Source organism: Arthrobacter sp. A2-55, from assembly GCF_025548615.1.
Taxonomy (GTDB): Bacteria; Actinomycetota; Actinomycetes; order Actinomycetales; family Micrococcaceae; genus Specibacter; species Specibacter silviterrae.
Map to the genome: position 1 here is coordinate 23,619 of NZ_JAJLOZ010000014.1, position 21,909 is coordinate 45,527.

The 21,909-nt window shown below is 60.2% G+C and carries 17 protein-coding genes; 13 read left to right on the forward strand and 4 right to left on the reverse strand.

The window, feature by feature from the left end; all coding sequences use genetic code 11:
- Positions 1 to 142 precede the first annotated feature (142 nt).
- The 11 genes from LPN03_RS05925 (at position 143) to LPN03_RS05975 (ending at position 14,319) form a co-directional block, all read left to right on the forward strand.
- Positions 143 to 2,833, forward strand: a complete 2,691-nt coding sequence (locus LPN03_RS05925) for a helix-turn-helix transcriptional regulator (protein WP_262453495.1) — start codon at positions 143 to 145, stop codon at positions 2,831 to 2,833.
- Positions 2,830 to 5,865 carry a helix-turn-helix transcriptional regulator gene (locus tag LPN03_RS05930; protein WP_262453496.1) on the forward strand — a complete coding sequence of 1,012 codons (3,036 nt, stop codon included), beginning with the start codon at positions 2,830 to 2,832 and terminating at the stop codon, positions 5,863 to 5,865. The genes LPN03_RS05925 and LPN03_RS05930 overlap by 4 nt, the downstream gene beginning before the upstream one ends.
- Positions 5,866 to 6,348: 483 nt before the next feature.
- On the forward strand, positions 6,349 to 6,657 hold the full coding sequence (locus LPN03_RS05935) for a type II toxin-antitoxin system Phd/YefM family antitoxin (RefSeq protein ID WP_262453497.1): 309 nt from the start codon (positions 6,349 to 6,351) through the stop codon (positions 6,655 to 6,657).
- Entirely contained in the window at positions 6,654 to 7,220 is a 567-nt protein-coding gene (locus LPN03_RS05940; protein ID WP_262453498.1) for a type II toxin-antitoxin system RelE family toxin, read from the forward strand. Before LPN03_RS05935 ends, LPN03_RS05940 begins: the two co-directional genes overlap by 4 nt.
- 1,015 nt (positions 7,221 to 8,235) lie before the next feature.
- Complete coding sequence (locus LPN03_RS05945; RefSeq protein WP_262453499.1) at positions 8,236 to 9,033, forward strand: TIGR04255 family protein; 798 nt, start codon at positions 8,236 to 8,238, stop codon at positions 9,031 to 9,033.
- Complete coding sequence (locus LPN03_RS05950; protein WP_262453500.1) at positions 9,030 to 9,689, forward strand: hypothetical protein; 660 nt, start codon at positions 9,030 to 9,032, stop codon at positions 9,687 to 9,689. The genes LPN03_RS05945 and LPN03_RS05950 overlap by 4 nt, the downstream gene beginning before the upstream one ends.
- A 2-nt stretch (positions 9,690 to 9,691) precedes the next feature.
- Positions 9,692 to 10,396 (forward strand): hypothetical protein, encoded by a 705-nt coding sequence (locus LPN03_RS05955; protein ID WP_262453501.1) that lies wholly within the window; start codon positions 9,692 to 9,694, stop codon positions 10,394 to 10,396.
- A gap of 330 nt (positions 10,397 to 10,726) precedes the next feature.
- Complete coding sequence (locus LPN03_RS05960; protein WP_262453502.1) at positions 10,727 to 12,037, forward strand: cysteine desulfurase; 1,311 nt, start codon at positions 10,727 to 10,729, stop codon at positions 12,035 to 12,037.
- A gap of 4 nt (positions 12,038 to 12,041) precedes the next feature.
- A complete protein-coding gene (gene sufU / locus LPN03_RS05965; RefSeq protein ID WP_262453503.1) occupies positions 12,042 to 12,515 on the forward strand; it encodes a Fe-S cluster assembly sulfur transfer protein SufU in 474 nt (157 codons plus the stop codon).
- A gap of 163 nt (positions 12,516 to 12,678) precedes the next feature.
- Entirely contained in the window at positions 12,679 to 13,614 is a 936-nt protein-coding gene (locus LPN03_RS05970) for a helix-turn-helix domain-containing protein (RefSeq protein ID WP_262453504.1), read from the forward strand.
- Between the two features lie 348 nt (positions 13,615 to 13,962).
- A complete protein-coding gene (locus tag LPN03_RS05975; protein WP_262453505.1) occupies positions 13,963 to 14,319 on the forward strand; it encodes a hypothetical protein in 357 nt (118 codons plus the stop codon).
- Between the two features lie 76 nt (positions 14,320 to 14,395).
- On the opposite strand, the gene LPN03_RS05980 is transcribed toward LPN03_RS05975, so the two are convergent.
- The 4 genes from LPN03_RS05980 to LPN03_RS05995 all read right to left on the reverse strand — a co-directional run bounded on the left by LPN03_RS05980 (position 14,396) and on the right by LPN03_RS05995 (position 18,681).
- Positions 14,396 to 15,268, reverse strand: a complete 873-nt coding sequence (locus LPN03_RS05980; protein WP_262453506.1) for a nucleotidyltransferase family protein — start codon at positions 15,266 to 15,268, stop codon at positions 14,396 to 14,398.
- Between the two features lie 109 nt (positions 15,269 to 15,377).
- Positions 15,378 to 16,346, reverse strand: a complete 969-nt coding sequence (locus LPN03_RS05985) for a GDP-L-fucose synthase family protein (RefSeq protein WP_262453507.1) — start codon at positions 16,344 to 16,346, stop codon at positions 15,378 to 15,380.
- A 3-nt stretch (positions 16,347 to 16,349) separates the two neighbouring features.
- On the reverse strand, positions 16,350 to 17,378 hold the full coding sequence (gene gmd, locus LPN03_RS05990) for a GDP-mannose 4,6-dehydratase (RefSeq protein WP_262453508.1): 1,029 nt from the start codon (positions 17,376 to 17,378) through the stop codon (positions 16,350 to 16,352).
- 61 nt (positions 17,379 to 17,439) lie between these two features.
- Positions 17,440 to 18,681 carry a glycosyltransferase family 4 protein gene (locus tag LPN03_RS05995; RefSeq protein ID WP_262453509.1) on the reverse strand — a complete coding sequence of 414 codons (1,242 nt, stop codon included), beginning with the start codon at positions 18,679 to 18,681 and terminating at the stop codon, positions 17,440 to 17,442.
- A 770-nt stretch (positions 18,682 to 19,451) separates the two neighbouring features.
- On the opposite strand from LPN03_RS05995, the gene LPN03_RS06005 reads away from it, so the two are divergent.
- Together LPN03_RS06005 and LPN03_RS06010 are read left to right on the forward strand one after the other, a co-directional pair.
- Entirely contained in the window at positions 19,452 to 20,540 is a 1,089-nt protein-coding gene (locus LPN03_RS06005; protein WP_262453511.1) for a hypothetical protein, read from the forward strand.
- On the forward strand, positions 20,540 to 21,790 hold the full coding sequence (locus LPN03_RS06010) for a lipopolysaccharide biosynthesis protein (RefSeq protein WP_262453512.1): 1,251 nt from the start codon (positions 20,540 to 20,542) through the stop codon (positions 21,788 to 21,790). The genes LPN03_RS06005 and LPN03_RS06010 overlap by 1 nt, the downstream gene beginning before the upstream one ends.
- Positions 21,791 to 21,909 lie beyond the last annotated feature (119 nt).

The window sequence follows — 21,909 nt, forward strand, 5'->3', positions numbered from 1 at the left end:
AACAAGTACCTGTCCAAGTAGTCTGGCCCCCCAGGGCTTGGAATTTCCTGTGAAAACACGTACAGCTCACTGGTGCAGCGGGGACCTATACAGACGTTTACTTATGTCATCCCACCGGACATGAAGCGTGAGAAGGTCTCAGATGTCTCAATCAACGCACGCGGTGGTGCAGTTCACTGGGGGAATACAGAGCCCCGGGGCGCACCAGCTGCAGAAGGCAAATACTGACGTGCGGGCAGACCGGCGGAAGAAAAAGCTTGGTGGCAAACGCCAAGCTCCCGATTCGGAGCCGGCGGCGGACAAGCCTTTTGAGACCAAGGCTTTCCCCCAGCCGTCGTCGGCTCCCCCCAGTAAAAATGCCGCCCCAACCATCTCAGCCACCCTCCAGAGTGCCGTTGCGCTTGACGCCTTGATGCACGACGCCGGCTGGCTGGGGGCGGTTGTCACCGGCCCGGGCGGCGTGGGGAAGACAGCGCTGATTCACCAGGTGCTGGCCGGCCTGCCCGACGGCACTGCGTTCCAGTACCTGCGGGGCACTCCCTTTGCCAGCCGGGTGCCCTTCGGTATGCTCAGTCTGTTGATGGGGCCGGCGTCGCCGTTGGACCCAAGCCGGGCTGGAGGTCCGGCCGGCACCCCGGCTGGCAGCCAGTACGGCACCCCGTCGGAAGCCCCGTATGGCACCCCGACGGAAGCCCCGTACGGCAACCCGCCCACTATCCCGTCCACCACCCCGGGCAGCCCACTGCTAGGCGTGGTGATGCAGGCCCTGAGGGCAAACCTCACAGACGGATGCGTGGTGGCAGTGGACAACGCCGACAACGCGGACAGCTGGTCCGCCCTGGCCCTCTCCGAACTCGCCGCCAACGGCGACATCCGCCTGGTGTTGGGCTGCCGCAGGGTGGATGCCCTGCCGCAGGAATTTTCGCGGCTGTGGCGCGACGGCCGGCTGCTGCGCCTGGACGTGTCCGCCTTGGACGCGGCCGAAACCCGCAATTTCGTCCAAAGCGAGCTGGCCGGCCCGTGCTCGCTGGCCGTGACAAGCCTGCTATGGCGGGAGTCGTGCGGGAACCCGTTCCAGCTGAAGGCGCTGCTGCACCAGGGAGTTGCAGACGGCGCCTTTTTGCGGACCCACGGCATCTGGGTGTGGAACGGCCCTGCCGCCGCATCCGGCACGGCCTTCAACACGGCCGTCAACACAGCGTTTAATTCGGCCTTCACCGCCGATTTCGAAACACACCCGGCGGGCGCCGCCGTCGTGCCTCAGGCGGCACCTCAGGCGGCACAGCAGGCAGCGCCACAGGCAGCGCGGCTGGTGAACGCCACGAACGGCAGCCGGGAAATCCTTGACCTGGTGGGGCAGGCGGGCAGCATTCCGGTGTCCACGCTGCTGGAGCGCTTCCCTGCGGAGGAGGTGGATGCCCTGTTTGAATCGGGCGATCTCCGCTTTGCCGGCGGCGGCAGGCAGCTCCTCACCGTGGCGCATCCGGCGCTGGCTCGGGTGCTGCAGCAGGCATCGCCGGACCGTGTGCTGCCGGCGGAGGTGGCCGCGAGCCCGGGCTGGGTGTCGGACACCGTGGCCGGGGCGCTGCCGGCCGACCTCGCCGCGTGCCTGCCGGAGGAGGCAGTGTTGGCGGGCCGCCGGGCGGAGTCGCTCTCCCTGGCTGGGCACCAGGACGACGCCCTCCAGGTGGCCGCCGCCCTCGGGACCGCCCTGGGAACGGGCGTGGGCCCGGGGCTGGTGGGCAGCCTGATGCGCGTTTATGTGGCCGGCGGCGAATGGCGCAGGCTGGACGAACTCATGGCCGACTGCCTCCAGCAGGGCGTGGTGGCCGGGGGTGCCGAATGCGCCGCGATTGAGGTGGCTCACGGGCTCATCCAGGCATTCCGCGGTCATTACGATCAGGCCCTGGAGCTGTTGGACAGGGGCGCGGCACAGTTGTCGCGCACCCCGGAGCAGGGGTGGGAGGCCGTGGCGAGGATCGCCGTCAGCCACTGCCTCGCCATGATGGGAGGCACCTCCGCCGCAGGCCGTGCTTCCGCCGCGGACCGTGCCGCCAGTACGACGCGCGGCCCCTCCACTGCAATGGCCGGTGCGGACACTGCTCCCGGCTCGCCGGACGGCGTCGTGGCCCTCCTCAACGCGGTCCACGCCAGCCCCGCGGTTCCGGCCCTGTACCGGACCCTGGCCCAGTGCCTGGCCGCCCAGACCGCAAGCAAGACGGCACCAACGGCAACAACCAACGCAGCCCCGACAACTTCCCAAATCCTCGACACCTGGCCGGAAGATGACCTCCCGCTCCAGCGCATGCTCACCCTCCTCACCAAGCTCCGGACGCAAAGCAGCAAGGACACCACCAAGGCGCGCGGCAAGGAAGACTGCACCGCCCTCCACCACGCCGCGGCCGAACAGCAGGGCCCGCTGGCCGAGGCGGTGGGCGTCTACGCCAAGGGACTGTTGTCGCAGGACAGCGAAGTATTGGTGCAGGCCGTGGAACTGGCCAGCCGAATGGACTTCCCGGCCCTGGCGCTCGCCGCCGCCCGGCAGGCCCTGGCCCTGGCCCCCGCCACGTCTGTCCGCGGCGTCCGGCACCAGCTCCAACGCCTGGTGGAATTGCCGCCGGAGCTCGCCGGCACGCGGCTGCGGACCCGGCTCACCGGGCGCGAGGCCGCCATGGCCGCCCTGGCCGCGGCGGGTGCCAGCAACAGGGACATCGCCGAATCCGTGGGCGTCTCCGTCCGCACCGTGGAGGGCCACCTCTACCAGGCATACGCCAAGCTCCACGTCACCAACCGCGAAGAGTTGGGACCGCTGCTGGACCTCGTTGGGGGGTGAGCCAGGTGCTCCACACGCTTCCCGCAACACTTGCCGGGCGCAGGCCGCCTGCCGCCGCTGTCCTTCCCGCCGCCGCGCCGTTGATGCACGACGGCGGCACCCGGGCCATCCTGTCCACCCTGGCGGAGCCGCAGCTCGCCGGGGCGTTGGTGGTGGGCGGGATCGGCATGGGGAAGTCGTTCCTGGGCCGGGAAGCCGGGGCCGCCCTGGAGGGGAGCCGCGACGTGCGGTGGCTGCAGGCCCACCAGCTGCTGGCCGGCGTGCCGTTTGGCGTGCTGGAACTGTTCCTCGCCATGGGCGGCAGCGGCCAGGCAAACGGCAAGGGAAACAGCCAGGCAATCAGTCGCGGAACGCCGGGGGAGGCCGGCGGCGGGTCGGGCCCGGAGTGGCCGGCGGGCCACCCGATGGCATTGGACGGGGCCTTGGCACGAACCACGTTCGGCATGGTCCAGGCCATGCATTCGAGCTTGCAGTCGCACATCCGCGAGAGGGGTGCCGAGCCGCTGCTGGTGGTGGACAATGCCCAGTGGATCGACGCCGCCAGCTGCGCCGTGCTGGAACAGCTGGCCCTTTCCGGCACCGTGAAGATGCTGCTGCTGTGCCGCCCGGGCAGCAGCCCCGTGGCCGGCAGCCTGCTCTTCACCGACGACACCCTCCTGGCCCAGCACCACCTGTCGCTGCTGGGCCCGGCCCAGGTCCACGCCGCTTGCGAGTCGCGGCTGGGCGGCAAGGTGCTTGCCAGCACTGCGGACGCGCTGGCCGGGGTGTCCGGCGGGCATCCGTTGTTCCTGCAGGCCGTGATAGACGCAGCGCTCCAGGCCGGCGCGCTGGGCCAGCACCACGGGGTGTGGCGTTTTTCCCGTACGCGGGCTGCCGAACTGCAACTGGTGCAGCCGTACGCCGTGGCACTGCAGCCGGCTGCATGGGAGACTGCGGCATCGCGGTTGACGGAACCGCTGGGCGAGCTGGCCGTGACCGTGCTGCGCGAATTCACAGAGGAGGAACAGGGGCTGCTGGAAACCGTGGCACTGGCTGAGCCGGTCCCGCTGGGGCTGCTGCGCTCGCTGTTCCCCGCGGTGGACATGCGCAGGGTGGCGGACGGCCTGCTCACCTTGGACACGCCCCGCCCCCCGGCACAAGGAGCCCAAACCATCAACGACCAGGCCCGCCGCCTGGTCAGCCTGGCCGCACCCGTTCTGGGCCACGGCCTGCGGGAGCGGATCCCTCCGGGGCGCAGCCGCCAGTTGCAACAACGCGTCGAAGAACTCCAGGGGACCGCGCCGCTGACCAGCGGCGCCCTGCTGGGCCGGGCCCGGTGGAGCCTGGACACGGGGAGCCACATCTCGGACCGGCAGCTGCTGCAGGCAGCCCGGATCGCCAACGCCCGGAACAACCCCACCCTGGCGCTGCGGCTCGCCGCTGCCGTCACGAACCCGGACGCAGACCTGGGTGCAGACCCTGGAGCGGACCTGGACTTCGCGGCCCGGCAGGAAATGGCGCTCTCGCACATCGCCCTGCACCACTACACGCAGGCCGGCGACATCGTGGAACCCCTGCTGAACCAGGCACGCACCAAGGGTGGGATCGACGCGGTGGCGGGGCTCGCCGTCGTGCTTGGGGTGTTGGAGGGGTTTGTCCCGGCGAAGCTGGAGGCGGCGGCAACTGCGTGGCGGGCGGTGTATGCCCAGTTGCGGGTGCCGCGCATGGAGGGGGCCGGGCTGGTGGATGCGCTGGTGGCCATCAATGCGGGGGAGCAGCTGGACCGGTGGCAGCGGGCGGCGCTGGAGCAGGCAGGGCGGGACGGGGAATACCCGGAGGTGCGGTTTGCGGCCACGGCGCTGCTGGCCCAGGACGCCGCTATGGAGGGCGACGACGCCCGCGCCCACCAGGACTTTGTTCGGGCGCGGCAGCTTTTGGCCGAACATCCGGGGCGGCTGGGCGTGCTGGGCAACATCCTCACTGGGTGGCACCTGCTGTTCCTGTTCGCCACGGGAGCCCACGGGCAGGCGCTGGCCATGGCCCGGGAGATCAAGGCCGAGGGGCCGCAGGGGCAGGGCGTGCCGGGAAGTTCGGGGTTGCAGGGATTTGGCCGGGAAAACCTGGACGGCGTGGTGGGGCTGGTGGAGGCGCTCGCGGCCATGGGCGCCGGCAGGCTGGGGGAGTCGCTGGTGAAGTTCGATTCCGGCCTGGCCGCCCTGGGTGATGCGGACCCGGTGCGCGTGCTGCCGTTTGCCCAGGCCAGTGCCGCGTATGCGTGTGCGCTGGCGGGGGACGTTGAAAAGTCGGCGGCGCTGGCGGCGGAGTTTGCCGCAGGGCATGCGGAGAAGTCCGTGGGGGAGGGGCTGCTGTGGCTGCTGTCGAGGTCGTACGCGGTGGGGGCCCGGGCCATGACCGCGGGCCCGCAGGGTGAACGGGCCACCCAAAAGGCGTGGCACCGGCTGCAGGGGCTGGCGGAGAAGGCGCACCACCACGGGTCCACGGCCGTGGAGCTGGCCATCCTGGACATCCTGCTGCGTTCCGGCTGCACGGAGATGCTCCAGCGCATGGCGGACATCAGCCGCGAGGGAGACGGTCCGGCCGCCGCCATGATGCACCGCATGGCGCACGCGCTGCTGGCGGGGGATCCCGTGGCCCTGGAACGGGTGGCGGCCATGCCGCAGGCTGCGCACAATGCGGTGCTGGGCGCCGAGGCCCTGGCCTATGCGCTGCGGATTTACACGGAGCGCGGGGATGCGAAGGGCCGGGCAGGGGTGATGGTGGAGCTGCGCGAGTTGAAGTTCCCGCTGCAGGCCGTGGGCAGTGCCCCGGTGGCCGAGCTGGCCGTTGCGGCCGGCCTCACGCCGCGCGAGCGGGAGATTGCCCTGCTGGTACATGAGGGCCGCAGCAACCGGGACATTGCGGAGATTTACACCATCTCCCAGCGCACCGTGGAGGGCCACCTGTACAGGATCTATTCGAAGCTGGGTGTGGGCAGCCGCGAGGAACTCCACGCGGACTGGCTGCCGGAACTGCTCGAGGCCAGGGATGGGTAGCCGCGCCGCCGCGTTCCGGATCCCGGCCACGCCGGCCCCGTAACTTATGCGCGTGACCCACGCTGGGTGTGGCGCATAAGTTGACGTGCGCCAAACCCAGCACGGGTCAGGAGCATAATTGACGCGGGGGGCTGACGTTTATGCGACGGACTCGGCGTGGGTTCGGCGTGAGGTGACTTGCGCAGAACCCGCGTTGGGTCTTGCGCATGACTTTGACCGTCAGCCAAGGAGTTTCATGCATGCGCGATACTCGCCGTCAGTCCGGCGCACGCGTGACGCCGCGTGGCAGGGCGCGCGAGTTGCTGGCTGGGAAACCGGTGGGGTTGGAACGGTTCGCCGCCATGCCGTCTGCCGTTGGCAGCGCCGGGGGGAGAGGCTAATTGCCTTGCTGGTGCACCACGGCCACAGCAATCGGGACACCGCGGAATAAGCGGGCTGTGAGACACTCTTGGGAAACTACACAGAAATCTGTATAGTTTTGGTATGAGCACCATGACCATTACTGAAGCATCCCGTGCCGGGCTGTCCTCGCTGGTTGCCTCGGCTGAAGCCGGACACGACGTGCCCCTGTCCCGACACGGCAAAGTTGTCGCCGAAGTGGTGTCCGCGGAGGAAATCTCCAGCCTGCGGCGTGACCGTGACACTCTTCGCGACGCGGCCCTTGTCATGGCCCGATTCGCCACAGACACAGGCGTCCGCACCGACCTCGACCAGGCCATGGAATTCTTCGGCTTCACCCGCGCTGAGCTGGAAGCCGAGATTGCCGCCGACATCGCGGCAGGACGGGCGTGACGACACATCCGAAGCGCGTCTGCGTGGTCCGGCTTACCGAGGATGCCGTTGCCGACCTGCACCGCCTCGCCAAGAAAGACCCCCACATCGTCCGGAGCGTATTCAAGAAGATGCTGCTCCTGGAGCGGTCGCCAAACGCCGGTGAACCCTTGCTGGGCGCCTTGATTGGCTTCCGCAAACTCGTTGTCGGTGACCGGCATTGGCGCATTGTTTGGCGCGTCACCGAAGACACCGACGGCACACTTATCCTTGACATTTCCGAGGTATGGGCCGTGGGCGTCCGGTCCGACAGCGAGGTCTACGAGGAACTCATGGCCCGCGTCGCACGGATTGGGGACGACCCCCAGCTCCAGCCGCTCAAGGACGTCATCACCCAGATGGGACGTCTCTACGAATCCGTTGAGGCCGCCGCCGAACCACCCAAGCATCCTGCCATGCCGGACTGGCTTCAGGCCGCCCTCAGCGACCAGCTCAACCTTGGCCCTGAACAAATTGCCCAAATGACGGAGCAGCAGGGGCAAGAACTGCTGATGAAACATTGGACTGGCCGCCGGAAAATCTAGCCGAATGCGGATGAGCCGAGGAGCAGACAGAGGCTGACGTCGTGTTAGGGCGTTGATCTTTACGTCGAAGCCAGTAAGCCCTGCAGGTGCCACCGCCATAGCGGAGATCTTCCATGCGATGGAACTCGGGCCAAAATCTCGCCGTTTATGGGAGGAGTACCAGAAATGACTGAGTCAACGATTGACTACGAAGCACTCATTGAGAAACTGCATGGGGATGGTCCCATCGTGGCCACGGAGCCGCCGCTGCGCGGGGCTGCCGCGGCCGATGCCGGACATGAATTGATGCTTGCGGAGTATGGCAGCGAGGAGGCAATTAATCGGGCAATCCGAGCCGGACGACCGCGTGTTGGAGACGCAAAAGGGGGGCCTCTCACCCACCGTCAGAGGACGGATCCCGGATGTTGACTACGCGGCCTTGGCGAGGCTGCGCCAGATTTCTGGCAAGGGTGAAAGCGAGCTGGTGCGCGAAGCAATCCATTTGCTCCTGCAAGCGAACAAGCTCGCAAGTTAACCAGCATGCCCTGCTCAGCCGGGGCGGACGGTAGCCCAACGGTGCCAGCTGGCGCTGGCGAAGAACCAGGCGAGAAATCTTTGAAGCTCAATCCCGCGCCCGGCGGGATGTCGGCCTGGCCCATGGATGGGACCCCGCCATAGTGGCCCCGCCAATGGGCAACACCAACCCAGGAGCAGATCGCCTGTTCGAGGCGACAACTACGGTAAATTGGTGTCAACACGACCGGCTCCGCCCCCCCGAGGGGTCCAGGGCCGGTCTTTACTTTTCACTGACGAGGAGAATATGGGGATGGATCCAAAGCCACACAGAACCTTTCTGGAGCAAATGGACCTCCTCAAACGGCGAGGCATGCACGGCGCGGACAATGAGTCAGCATGGGCACTTCTGCAGCGAGCCGGCTGCTACACGCTCAGTGGCTGCCGGAGCTGCTCGAGGTGAGGGACGGGTAGGGCGAATTATAGGTTACCGTTTTGGTTTCAGTATGGGTATCATCAGGGTATGAAAGAGCGTGAGGTTTACCCGAATGCGCCGCTTGTTTCAGTGTCGTTTGAGCTTCGTCATCCCCAAACGGAGACTTTAAACGGGCGGCAAAGAGCCTTGATCAAGGAACGGCTCGCGGGCCTATTGCCGGTGATGCGTTCCCAGCAGGCAATCACGCAGATGGTCGAGATTGGGCCAGCAGGTGCGGTTCCGCACGCACAATCAGAAGAGTATCCAAAATACTTCGACCGCAAGATGACCATTGCGGCATCGCTTCTCCAGGGCGCGATCATTGTCGAAACCACTCAATATCCAGGCTGGGAAGTGCTCAGTGAAATCCTGCTTGCGGTGTGCGAGGCACGGCATGAGTCGTCGCCCATCGATGGTGTGGAGAGAATCGGACTTAGGTACATCGATGAGATCCGCATTTTCGGGGTCGACGATCCCAATTGGAGTGAGTACCTGATTCCTTCGCTTTTGGGCCCGCAGGTTCAGGCCAGCCCGGATCTGCCGCTCAACCAATGGCAAGGGGCTTCCGTATATGGCCCTTCGGCAGGGAGATCATTAGTTGTACGGCATGCAACGGGCGATGGATATGCGATCGATCCCAGTGGAGAGCTCCGACACAAGACTCCGGCCTATCCGGGAAAATTCTTCATGCTCGATCTGGATAGCTTTTGGGTTCCGGAGGTCGAGGTGCCAGTTTTCTCGATGGACCTCCTCCGAGAGTATGGAGAAGCGTTGCACGCGCCCGTGCGCGAAATGTTCGAAAATTGCATAACAGAAAAACTACGGGAAGAGGTGCTCCGGAAATGACGATGACCAATCTCGCGCCAACCCGGCAAACATACGGCGTCGATCCGGGATCCACGGCATCCAGTGTTGCTCTGCCACTTATTGATGCACCCACACGATTCACCGCGCTTAGAAATACCGAACGGGCAGGTGTCCTTGTTTCACGTACAACGACACTAAGTAATGACGTTCGTGCGAATTACATAGATGCCTTGGTCCATGAATGGCGAATTCTCACGACAAATCGAGCAGCCACAAGTGTCAAGGAACTTCTGGAACTTCTTGCCGAGCAAGGATTCGCGTGGAGGGACATCGCGCGAATGATTGGCGTGAGCGTCCCGGCGGTTCAGAAGTGGCGGAGGGGAGAGAAAGCGTCCGGGGACAATCGAAGTCGGCTTGCCAGCCTGGTGGCAGCGCAGGACCTCATCGCATCCAAGTACGACATCCAGGAGATTGAATCCTGGTTCGAGACTCCGCTCATAGGCGATGTCCCTGTGACGCCTATTGACCTTTGGGCAGCGGGGGAGGCTTTTCTGGTGTTGGAGTACGCCAGTGGGCAGCTCACCTCAGAGGACGCCTTGACGCGTTTTGATGCTTCCTGGCGAGTCAATTATGAGTCGCAGTTTGAGACGTTCCGAGCGGAAGACGGAAATATTTCCATACGGTCGAAAGGCTAGGAATGTTGAAACAAAACCTCGAGGCGCCCGGTACCAAGGAAGATCCCGACTGGGATTCCTTGTACCGGGCAAGGGGAGATGAAGTCTCAGGGTCGAGGCCGATTTTCACCGGCGACGTTTTCACAAACGTTAGTGTGCTTGGGAATAAGGGCGCACAAATAACTGCCCTGATACTGCAACATCCCTGTGCTCTTCGTATAGATGGTGTGAACTTGGTGCCACGGCTCCTTGTTGCAGAAGTTCAAGAGTTTGACTTCATCCCTTTCAGCCAGTGGAATGGCCGGTTCAAAGTAATGCCCCTGCCGGTCCTGATCGGCCAGACCAATTATGTCGCCCAGCTCCATGAACCCCACCTCGTGGAGGAGGCTGCGTTAAATTCTGCAACACGGATCGCATCCATGTCCCAGGTGGGGGTCGATCTCCTCCTGCAACGGTGGGTGCATCACAACAGCCGTGTGGTGGTCCCAACCGCGGACTACCAGCGCGCCACCGTTGAGCAATTTGAAGAAGCCGATCTCATAGAGGAATGGTGTGACGAACGTGCGGCAACGGCGACAGACATCCCAGCCCAACTGGAGGCCGTTCACGAATGGATGCGGGGAGAATCCTCCAGCCCAGGCAAACGCTGGCAGGACCTTTTGCAGGACCCTCAAACCCGGGGTGTAGTCCGCAAGGCCATGCGCCGGCACATTAAGGAACTCCGATAATTCCGATGGGCCAGAACCCTGCCACTAGGGACAGACTTGCAGCTGGCGAGCTGCAATGGCTGCCGAACCTGCTCGAGCCGGGGACGGATGGGTTGAAGGGACAGTGACCAAGTAGCTTCGGAGACGAATTGGACTGCTGCGCCGAGCCCTTGCTTGCCAGCGGCTGCAGACGCTACCTCCTGAACCTGTTGGATGAACAAGGAACCCAAGGAAACCCTTACTACGGCCAAAAATGAATCGGTGCGATAATTAGGTTTGTTGGATGTGCCGTAATTGCGCCCGCCCAACACGCCCCGCCACCCCGCGGGACACCGCGCTTAAGGAGTTTTGGTGTTGAAATCCGCTGACCACTTCCATGACGGCCCGCTGACCGATGCGGAGGTGCGCCGCATTCGCAACGACTTCCCCATCCTGGACCAGGAGGTCAACGGCAAGCCCTTGGTGTACCTGGACTCTGGCGCTACCTCGCAAAAGCCCATCAGCGTCATGGAAGCTGAACAGGAATTTTACGAGCAGCGCAATTCCGCCGTGCACCGCGGCGCCCATACCCTGGCCGTGGCCGCCACGGATGTCTTCGAGGATGCCCGCGCCACCGTTGCCGCGTTCATCGGCGCCCAGGAAAATGAGCTGGTCTGGACAGCCAACGCCACCGCCGGGCTGAACCTGATCGCCTACTCCTTCGGCAACGCCAGCGTCGGCGCCGTCAAAGAGGCAGCCCGCCAGTTCGCCGTGGGCCCGGGGGACGAGGTCCTGGTGACCGAGATGGAGCACCACGCCAACCTGGTCCCGTGGCAGGAGCTGTGCCGCCGCACGGGGGCCGCGCTGAAGTTCATCCCCATCATGGAGGACGGCACGCTGGACATGGAGGCGGCCGCCGCCCTGTTCACCGACCGCACCAAGGTGTTTGCCTTCACCCACGTCTCCAACGTCACCGGCGTGATCAACCCCGTGGTGGAGCTGACCCGCATGGCGCACGACGTCGGCGCCCTGGTGGTGCTGGACGCCTGCCAGTCCGCGCCCCACCTGGCCCTGGACGTCAAGGCCCTGGACGTGGACTTTGCCGTGTTCTCCGGCCACAAGATGCTGGCCCCCACGGGCATTGGCGCCCTGTACGGCCGGGCCGCGCTGCTGGACGCCATGCCGCCGTTCTTGACCGGCGGCTCCATGATCACCACCGTCACCATGGACAAGGCCGGCTACCTGCCTTCACCCCAGCGCTTTGAGGCCGGCACCCAGGCCATCTCGCAGGCCGCGGCCTTTGCCACCGCCGTCAACTACCTCAGCGAGACCGGCATGGACCGGGTCCACGAGTGGGAGGCAGCCCTGGGCCAGCGCCTGGTGGCGGGACTTGAGGCCATCCCCGGCATCCGCGTGCTTGGCCCCTCCGCCGGCACCGCGCGCGCCGGCCTGGCCGCCTTTGAGGTGGACGGCGTGCACGCGCACGACGTCGGCCAGTTCCTTGACGCTGCCGGCGTCGCCGTGCGCGTGGGTCACCACTGCGCGCAGCCCCTGCACCGGCGGCTTGGGCTGAGCGCCTCCACCCGCGCCAGCACGTACCTTTACAACACCACCGGGGAGGTGGATGCGTTCCTGGCCGCCGTGGCGGGTGTGCGCCCCTACTTCGGCATCACGGGAGCATAAGAGCATGAGTGCCTTGGATTCGCTGTACCAACAAATCATCCTGGAGCAGGCAAAGGCCCGCACCGGGGCGGACCTGCCCAACAACCAGCTGTCGGGGGAGGACCTGCCCGCCGGCACCGGCCAGTGCCACCAGCTCAACCCGGTGTGCGGGGATGAGATCACCCTGCGGCTCGAAACCGAGGGCACGGGCGCGGAGAAGAAGATTTCCGGCATCCACTGGGCGGGGGACGGCTGCTCCATTTCCATGGCCTCCGCGTCCATCCTCAGTGAGCAGATCGTGGGGCTGGGGGCGGAGGAGTTCCAGGCCATGATCGGCAATTTCCGCGAGGTGATGCGTTCCCGCGGCAAGCTGGAGGCCGATGAGGAAGTTCTGGGCGACGCCGCGGCACTTTCCGGCGTTTCCAAATTTCCGGCCCGTGTGAAATGCGCCATGCTGGCGTGGGTGGCAGCCGAGGATGCACTCAGTCAAACCCCGTAATTGGTACCCAGTTTGAGTCCTAGCACTGACACAAACAAAAGTACATAGTGCCGTAAATCCCGGGTGCATATATGGTTGCCTCAGGCGCTCTATTGGGGGGCGCCTCACGTAATCATCCCGGGGGACGGATTTGGTTGCACACAGGTTTTTTGCGTCTTCAGTCATGCGTTCCGGCAGTGTGCCGCATCGCGAGGGCCTGGCCCGTCTGACGCCTTCCTATGGCCTGAACCTGAAACCCAGCAGGGGTCAGCAGTTCGCCATCCGCGGCATCGACTTTGGCGAAACGGGCATCTTCAGCCTTGCCATCACTGCCGGCAGCAGCCATGTCATGGGCCAGCCGGACGGGCATGACAGCGTGATCCTGGCCTACGTGCAGAACGGCCGCCTTGACCTGATGGAAGATTACACGGAGCAGGAATTGGTTGCCCGGCCCGGCAGCGCCTGGATGTACAGCAGGTCCACCAATTTCCAAATGGACATTGCTGAAGACGCCGTGCTGGTTTCCATCACGCTGCCGTTGCAGGTTTTGCGTGACTTTGGAATTACAGAGTCTCCCACCCTCCACGAGCTGAACTCCGTGGCAACCATGCTGCCTCCCACGCTGGGCTTCATCCAGCAGGCCTTGGAGCAGGACGGCGACATTCCGTCCGTGGCGGCGTACTTCATGGAGAAGCTGCTGCACGAAATGGTGGGCGGCATTCTTCTGGAAAACCTGGGTGCCGTGGTGAGCGGCTCGGGCCGCAAGAGCATCTTTGACCAGGCCATGGCGTACATAGCGGCCACGGCGGGCAACAGGGAGTTGACGCCGGCCAGCCTGGCCCACGAGCTCTCCGTATCCCTGCGGCAGCTCCAGCGCGATTTCAAGCGCCACCACCTCGCCATTGCCGAGGTAATCCGCAGCCACCGCATTGACCTGGCCCTGAGGCTGCTGAAGGACCCGAAGCTGGAAGTGCTGTCTCTGGAAAAGATTGCCGAGCATGCGGGCTTCTCCTCACTGGTGCAGATGCGCCGGACCCTGCAGGAGGCTCAGTTAGGGCATCCCAGCGAGCTGCGGTCGCGCTCCCGGGCAACGCGCAGGGAAGTGGAAGCCCTCTCGTAATCACGCACGCCGGCACGTAAAACGACATTCCGCGACATCAAAGAGCACTATTCGCGACAGGCTTTTGTTTTCCTGATGTAAACCATTAATCCCCACGATTGAATTCGTTTAGGCCATCCATTTGGGGACGGTCAATACGCTTTCTACTTTTAGGGGGAGTTCGTGCCTGAACTCGAACAGTAGAATTTTGCCAACAAGCCGCGCAACCGCCGCGCAATCGTCAAGGGCGCGGCCTGGTCCGTTCCTGTCATCGCCGCAGCAATCGCCGCGCCGGCTGCGAGCGCCTCAACCGCCTCGACAGACCTTGGAATTGCTTTTGGAGGGTCCCAGATACTCACTGTCGGCATATTGGGTAGCCTGCTTAATGCAAATGTGACATTGGCAAACACCCTGACAGTGACCAATCTTGGTACCTCTGCATCAACGGGTGGAGAAGTATTGACGCTTACGTTCCCGTCAACATTGTCCCAGCTGACGCTGGTATCCGCTGACGGACTCGCAACGATCACGATCCTCGGTACAACTGCCACAATCATCTTGCCAGTTCTTGCTCCAGGCGCAAGTGAGGTTATTAACTTGGGTCTGGTTTCCTTGCCTTTGGGTGTGTTGACTGGACCTCAGACAATCGATGCATCTTTGGCCGCGAACGATACCAACGCTGCTAATAACACGGCAAGTTCGACCGTCGGAATTACCGTTCTGTAGTAGCAAACAACGAACTGCGAATAGCGCTCCTAGATTAAGTGTCCGATCCGCTCGTTATTTGAGCGGGTCGGACATTCTATTCTGATCGGATTGTTAGAAGAGTGCGCATGGCAGACCCGAAGCGGGCAAAATACGCCTTCGCCAAACCGATAACTGTGGTATCTGTGTAGAGGTCATTCATGAGGAGGACTTCTTTTGGCGGAAAGAGATCTCGCCAAATGGTTCGAGGCATCTTCTGCCACGGGGTCTTCCGCAGCATGTGCCACCTTCCGAGTCCGCCAGTCTTAGCGGACAGACGGAAAAGCCAGTCGGGCGAAGGGTCCGGCCATTCCGAGATCACATCGTCTCCAAACTTCGCGGCAATGAATGGTCTCGTCGCTGCAAGGGCGCCGACTTCAGTACAGATCGACAGGAATCCTTTTTGGTCAGAGACTTCCAAGCCGAGCAAAAAGTCGTACTCGCGTTGCTCTCTGGGTCTCCAATCCGACCGTAGCGAGTGAACTGCCAAAATAAGCCTTGAAGCCTCGACCGAGGGGACGGGAATGTCTCTGTTGGCCATGGGCACAGTCGTGTGGCTCGCCCAAAACACATCAAATGCGGTGGCCGGATCAGCTTCGAAACCCGGGAATGACTTGTGTGCATCAATGTCGTTGGGCCATTGCGGATGGTAATAGGTGACAGAGTGGCTAGGGAAACGTCCACCGTCAGGATCAGTTGGTCGGCGAAGCCACCCACGTGACTCGATCAGTATCAGAAACCGGTCAAAGTTCTGTGGCTCAATAAGGACATCGGCATCAGTGGACTGGTGACCTTCGCGGAGCCCTTGCAACACAACGCCCGGACCTTTTACGAACAGAACTCGAATGCCGTTTTCGGATGCCAAATAGGCCAGCAAGGCGTGAGTCAGCAAGACCCCTTCGCGCATGGTCAGCGTCTCGACCTGGTCCATATCTTCCTAGCCGGGTAGCATCCCGAGTTGTTGGGCGTTTGAATTCGTTTCGATGAAATGGCGGCCTCTGGAGAAGGGACCGCCGTTTTCACTGAGGTACGAACTTACATTACTCTCTGATTGATTCCGAGTGAGCTCGGTACCACTCGACGGTGGTCTTCACACCGTCTGTGAGGCTGATTGACGATGTCCAGCCAGCGTCGGCTAGCTTGGATACGTCCAAGAGCTTTTGCGGCGTGCCGTCGGGCTTGGTCGTGTCCCATTCCATCTTGCCGGCATATCCGGTTGCCTCTGCTACGGCTTCCGCCAGTTCCTTGATGGTTACATCGGTACCGGTACCCACGTTTACCTGTGCATCACCGTCGTAGTTCTCCATGAGGTGCAGACAGGCGGCCGCCATATCGTCGACGTGCAGGAACTCGCGTCGGGGCGAGCCAGTGCCCCAGTTGGTAACCGTCGGTGTACCGGATTTGACGGCCTCGTCGTAACGGCGGATGAGTGCCGGTAGGACATGCGATCCCTTGGGAGAGAAGTTGTCTCCAGGGCCATAGAGGTTGGTTGGCATGGCCGAGATCCAGGGTAGCCCATATTGGCGGCGTACGGCCTGAATCTGCAGAATGCCAGCAATCTTTGCGATTGCATAAGCGTCATTGGTGGGTTCCAAATGACCGGTAAGCAGTGAGTCCTCACGTATTGGCTGCTCAGCCAGTTTGGGGTAAATGCAGGACGAGCCTAGGAACAGCAAGCGTTCGACGCCGTGTTCGCGCGCTGCGTCAAGCACGTTGACCTGGATCCGGAGATTGTCACTCAAGAAGTCAACTGGGTAGGTGCTGTTGGCGAGAATTCCACCTACCTTGGCAGCAGCTAGAACTACGTAGCGGGGCTTGGTCTCAGAAAAGAAGGCAAACGTGGCCTCTCGATCTTTCAAGTCGAGCTCTGCAGATGTACGGCCTGCAAGATTGGTGAAGCCTTCAGATTCAAGCTTGCGCCAGATACCCGAGCCGACCAGGCCGCGATGGCCGGCAACATAGAACGTGGCGTCCCTGTCGAGGGCGGCCGGGGTGAAATTGACGTCCATGGCCTAGTTCTTCCAGCTGTCCAGGTCCACCGAATCCACCCAGTGGCTGCCGGCGTTCTTCAGGATTTCAATGTCTGCATCCACCATGATGCGTGCCAGTTCAGGTGTTTCGACAGTTGTTTTCCAGCCGAGCTTTGCGCGGGCCTTTGACGGGTCGCCGATCAGGGCGTCAACTTCGGTGGGCCGGAGGTATCGGTCGTCGAATTTGACGTGCTCTTCCCAATTTAAACCGGCGTGGTCGAATGCGACCTGCAGGAAATCCTTGACGGTATAGCCCACACCGGTTGCCAGGACGAAGTCCTCGGGCTCGTCGACCTGCAGCATGCGCCACATGCCTTCGACGTACTCGGCGGCATAGCCCCAGTCGCGGATAGCATCCAGGTTGCCCATGTATAGATCGTTTTGCTTGCCGGCCTTGATGGCGGCAACTGCACGCGTAATCTTTCGAGTTACGAAGGTCTCGCCCCGTCGTGGTGATTCGTGGTTGAACAAGATTCCGTTGACGGCAAAAAGTCCGTAAGCCTCGCGGTAGTTCTTTGTGATCCAGTAGCTGTAGACCTTGGCCGCGCCGTAGGGGGAGCGAGGGTAGAACGGAGTGTCTTCGCCTTGCGGCGGAGGAGTTGCCCCAAACATTTCTGAGGTCGATGCCTGGTAGAACCGGGCATTCACGCCGGACATACGTAGGGCTTCGAGAAGTCGGACGGTTCCAACACCGGTTGTGTCAGCGGTGTGCTCAGGCTCGTCGAATGACACACGCACATGAGACTGCGCTGCGAGGTTGTAAACCTCGTCGGGCTGAATGCTAGCAAGCAGGGTTACAAGACGTGCGCCGTCACTCAGGTCGCCGTAATGCAGGAACAGCTTCGCATCAGGATTGTGAGCGTCGACATACAAGTGGTCGATGCGGGTTGTGTTGAAGGTCGATGCGCGGCGGATGAGGCCATGGACTTCGTAACCTTTTTTGAGCAAAAACTCGGCAAGATATGAACCATCTTGCCCGGTGATGCCCGTGATGAGCGCGCGCTTCGTCAACGCTTTTCCCCCTAAATAGAGTGTTTTGTACTGATTCAGCCGTCCGGCGGTGAAGCCCGCGTTACTTGGCTGTGGCGAGTTCGCGCAACCATGCGCTGTACTGAATTATAGCCGCTTCCTCGGAGAGAACATTTTTGGCGTAGTTTTTCCCGGCTTGCCCCAGTTTTTCTGCCAACTCTGAGTCCGCGGCGAGGTTTATGACGGCCTCAAGGAGTTCTGCGGGTCTCCCCGGACTAATGCGCAATCCTGCTCCCGAGGATGCGATTTCCGTCGCGGTTGTACTGTTAAATTCCGTTGCGGCCAAAACAGGGAGCCCGGTGGAAAAATATGAAGTCAATTTGCTCGGTACTGCCATTTCCCTAAGCCCGGGCATCTCATTGACTAGCAAGATGTCAGCGGCATGCAGCACCGCATTGAACTCCTCATCAGAAACTGGTGCGAGGAATTCGATTCTCTCGACGCCCATGGCCAGTTCTTGAATTTTCTCGCGTTGATTCCCGCTCCCCAACAGCACAAATTTTACTTTCGCGCTGACGTCATCGGCCTTTTGGGCCGCTAGGACAACATTCTCCAGTGCCTGCTTTACTCCAATGTTGCCAGCGTGGAGCACTACAGTCTCATCGCCCCAGCCCAGTGTCTGCCTTGTGGCGGACCGGTCTAAGGCCTCGACCGGCTTCAAATGGGTCCAGTTTCTTATGACCCCAACGTTTTCACTCCTCACGCCCAACTCACTCACTAGGTAGTCCCTGAATCGGTCGTGGATGACCGTGACCTTTACAGCCGACCTGAAGACCAATCCCTCGAACAGCTTCATGAGTCTGGTCTGAATTGAGTTTCCGGAACCGGTCTCTGCAAGCCCCCGGGTGTAGATATCTTGTACCCACACGCCAGTAGCTGGCCTGGATATCCCCAGCCTCGCCCTAAAAAGACCGAAGGCGCTGGCAAAGAGTGATGGACTAACCAGCAACACGACATCGGGCGTGTTCCACCGCGCAAACAACAACCGAAGGCCAAAACTAAGTTCCATATGCATTCGGTTAAAGTTTGAGTGGTTACTCGGGATGAAATGGCGGAGTCTTGTGACAGCCACGCCATTCCTCGTTTCGTGGCACTGCCAGCCAGAGTAGCCTTTGGCGAGCTTCCAGGCGGGATAATGGGGATACCCCGTCACTATCTGGACTGCGTGTCCCTGGGAGGCCAACAACTCAGCGAGTCTTGTGGTATAAGGGGCGATGCCAGTCGGCTCTGGAGCGTAGTTAAGGCCGATTATGGTGACTCGATGTTTCGAGCTAGACGACTTCATACATGCAAGAATAGAGGGCGGGCATCTCTCTGACTGACACAACTACGAACTGGGGAAAACATGGCAAGCGACGAGCGGAATCGGGCACCCATCGCGAACGTTGTCCCCATCATTGACCTTTCAGCAGCACCTGGTGCGCGCGAAACTTGGGACAAGCCTCGAATTATGGTCTATGCCTGGGCCGTCTGTGAACTCCTCTTCGTCACCAATGCTTGGCAAGTCAGCTCGAAACTTCGAATCCACGTACTAAGACTTTTCGGGGCCCGCGTCGGTCAAGGTGTTGTATTTAGACAGCGTACGAGAGTGAAATTTCCCTGGAAACTAACTGTCGGGGACAGAAGTTGGATAGGAGAGGGGGTTTGGATACACAACCAAGACTTTGTAACTATCGGCAACGATGTGGTTGTGTCGCAGGAATCCTTTTTGACGACCGGGAGCCACGCACACCGAAGTGACATGAGGCTCATCACCTCACCGATTCACATAGATGACGGTGTCTGGATTACCTCAAGAACGATGATTACGGGCGGGGTAAGAATAGGTAAAAGCGCCCTTATCGGACCGATGAGCCTAATACAAAAATCAATTCCTGCAAACAGCATTTACTCGGGTAATCCGCCTGTACTAGTCGGCGAACGTTTTAGATTCAAAGAATGACAAGTGTTTGGTATACTACCGTTTATTCACCTCCAGTTGCCGCCAACTCAATGTTAAATTAAGAAATGTAGGGGCACTCCAAAGATTTAAAGAAAGATGTTTTCAAGCTAGTGATGAATTCTAACAGCGAAATTCGGGTACTAATTTATGAACCTGTAGGAACGGGACATCGTTTCTACTATGTCCGGCTCCTCATAGAGGCGGCACTAAAACGCGGCGACACGGTTGCCGTCGGCCTCACGAGAGAATCCTTTAACTGTCCTGAATATAAGCTCCATCTTAAACACTTTGAATCGCAAATATCGATGTACATTGCAACTTCAAACGATCTATCATCGATCGAATCAATCTCCGAGAAATTCCGTGCCGATCTCACGGTTATCCCTGACGGAGATATATTCGCTCGCCGATTGATCAGGAAAGGTAAATGGCGGGGAGCCGGACGTCTATCTATTCTGATCATGCGAGAACGCTCGCAGAATAGAAGCAACCCCGTGCGTGTGTGGGTAGATAATTCTCTCAAAAAGTCAATTTTTACTATGGCATCACGAATGAACTCTGTAAAAATAGTAATACTCAAATCCTCGACTTGGAAGGGCGTGTCGAATTATTCCGTTGCACGAGATCCGGTATCTTCCTTTACAACGAGTGAATCAATAAGGTCAATTAGAGAATCGTGGCAAATCGAAGATTCTAAACATTGGTTTGGGATCTTCGGCAATGTCGACATGAGGAAAAATCTCTCACTTATTGCTCAAAGCATAGCTCTATTGCATCGATCTGAGATCGGCATTTTGATCGCGGGACAATGTCAGCAGGAGGCCTTGGACGAGGCGGGTGAATATTTGGATAATTTACGTGAAAGTGGAGTAAAAGTTGTAGTAGTAAATCGCATACTCACGGACTTGGAAATGGACAGCGCCATTGCAGCGGTGGACACTGCTGTATTGGCACACAGCAACGAGAGTCCAAGTGGAATTCTGGGAAAGGCGGTGGTTGCAGGGACCGATGTGGTTGCCGCTGGTGCCATCACTCTTAAGGAAGATGCGAAGATGATTCCACAGAATGCCATTTGGTGCCCCTTGGATATGTACGACTTGAAAATTGCCCTCGAAAAATCGATGGAACGATCAGGAACGGTCTCTCCGTTGGCCGGCCTCGGGGCAGATCAATTTACCTCCGAACTATTGTCGACGAACTAATGGATGCACCGAAAACAAGGAGTCTTAGTTTTCAATCAGTGGCCCTGGCAGCGGCTGCAGCAGTGGCTCAATTACTGGTAGCTCTCATCTTTGTTCTTGCGGCCAGAGGTACAGATCCTGAATCGCTAGGACGCGTTGTTTCGATGATAGCCATCGGCGTTACACTTGCTGGCATTATCGATTTTGGTAGTAATGCAAGAATTACCCGAGATATTGCTCGAGGAGATCAGTCTCATCAATCGATATCGAGACAATTGATGACCAAGATTTTGATCTACTCTAGCATTTGCATTTTATTGGGGCTGCTCTTCGGTATCCTATTCGACGGTAGCGAAATTTGGCCCTGCGCTATCCTGGCGTTTGCCACAATTACTGGTCAGACACTGCAATCACCAATTCGTGGCCTCAGGCGTGCCCACATAGTTGGAATTGTGATGCTGATCGACCGAATTTGCGTTCTGATAGTATTTACATGTCTCACATTCTCCGGAGTTGATTCAGCATCTTCACTTTGGATTTCACTGTCTATAGGTCCCATTGTCGCAGCCATATATTCCTTCGTATCAACGCCGAAAGAATTGCGTCCAAGTTTGCGACAATGGCACGCGATGAACCCGTGGGTCAGATCTGTCAATTTTGGTGCATCCAATATATTCATTAGCCTGCAGGGACTGGATGTAACATTGCTGAAATTCTTTGGTGGTGCGACTGCAGCCGGACTCTACGGAGCTGTTAGTAAGTGGACGCAGCCTATTAGTATCGTTGCCGGCGCATTTGCCTCGGCGTCAGCACCATTCGTAGCTCATGCCGGAAACATGAAGGATGCATGGCAGAGCATGCGCCGTGCCGTTTGGATGCCAGCCTCAGCAGTTCTTATCGCTATTCTGATAGCAATAAGCGCTCCAGTATTAGTACCGATATTGATAGGTGACAGTTACGTGGGCTCGGGTCACGTACTTACAGTATTGGCCTTGGCCGCGATCCCGGCGGTTGTAAATCAAACATTCTTCGTGACTTTGCAGAACCTCGGCCGGGACCGCGCAGCAGCGGTCATATTGGCCGTAATCATTGTTGTTCAATTATTGATTATTGTATTATTTGGGGCAGTTTATGGTGCTATGGCGTGTGCCATTGCGTCGTTAGTCTCGCAAATATTGCAGGTAATAGGATTCAGTTATCTTGTGAGGACCGAACTCAAGAAACCGAGAACTACCTTGACTATGACAGAACAAATGAAAATAGAGAGTTAGCCATTCATAGGTGCTTCATGAAACCAGAATTCCTTCCCTGATTATCGGAGAATCAACGAGCGATGACTAGAGTAACGTGGGTTACCAACCTTGCAGCGCCATATAGAATTCCGGTCTGG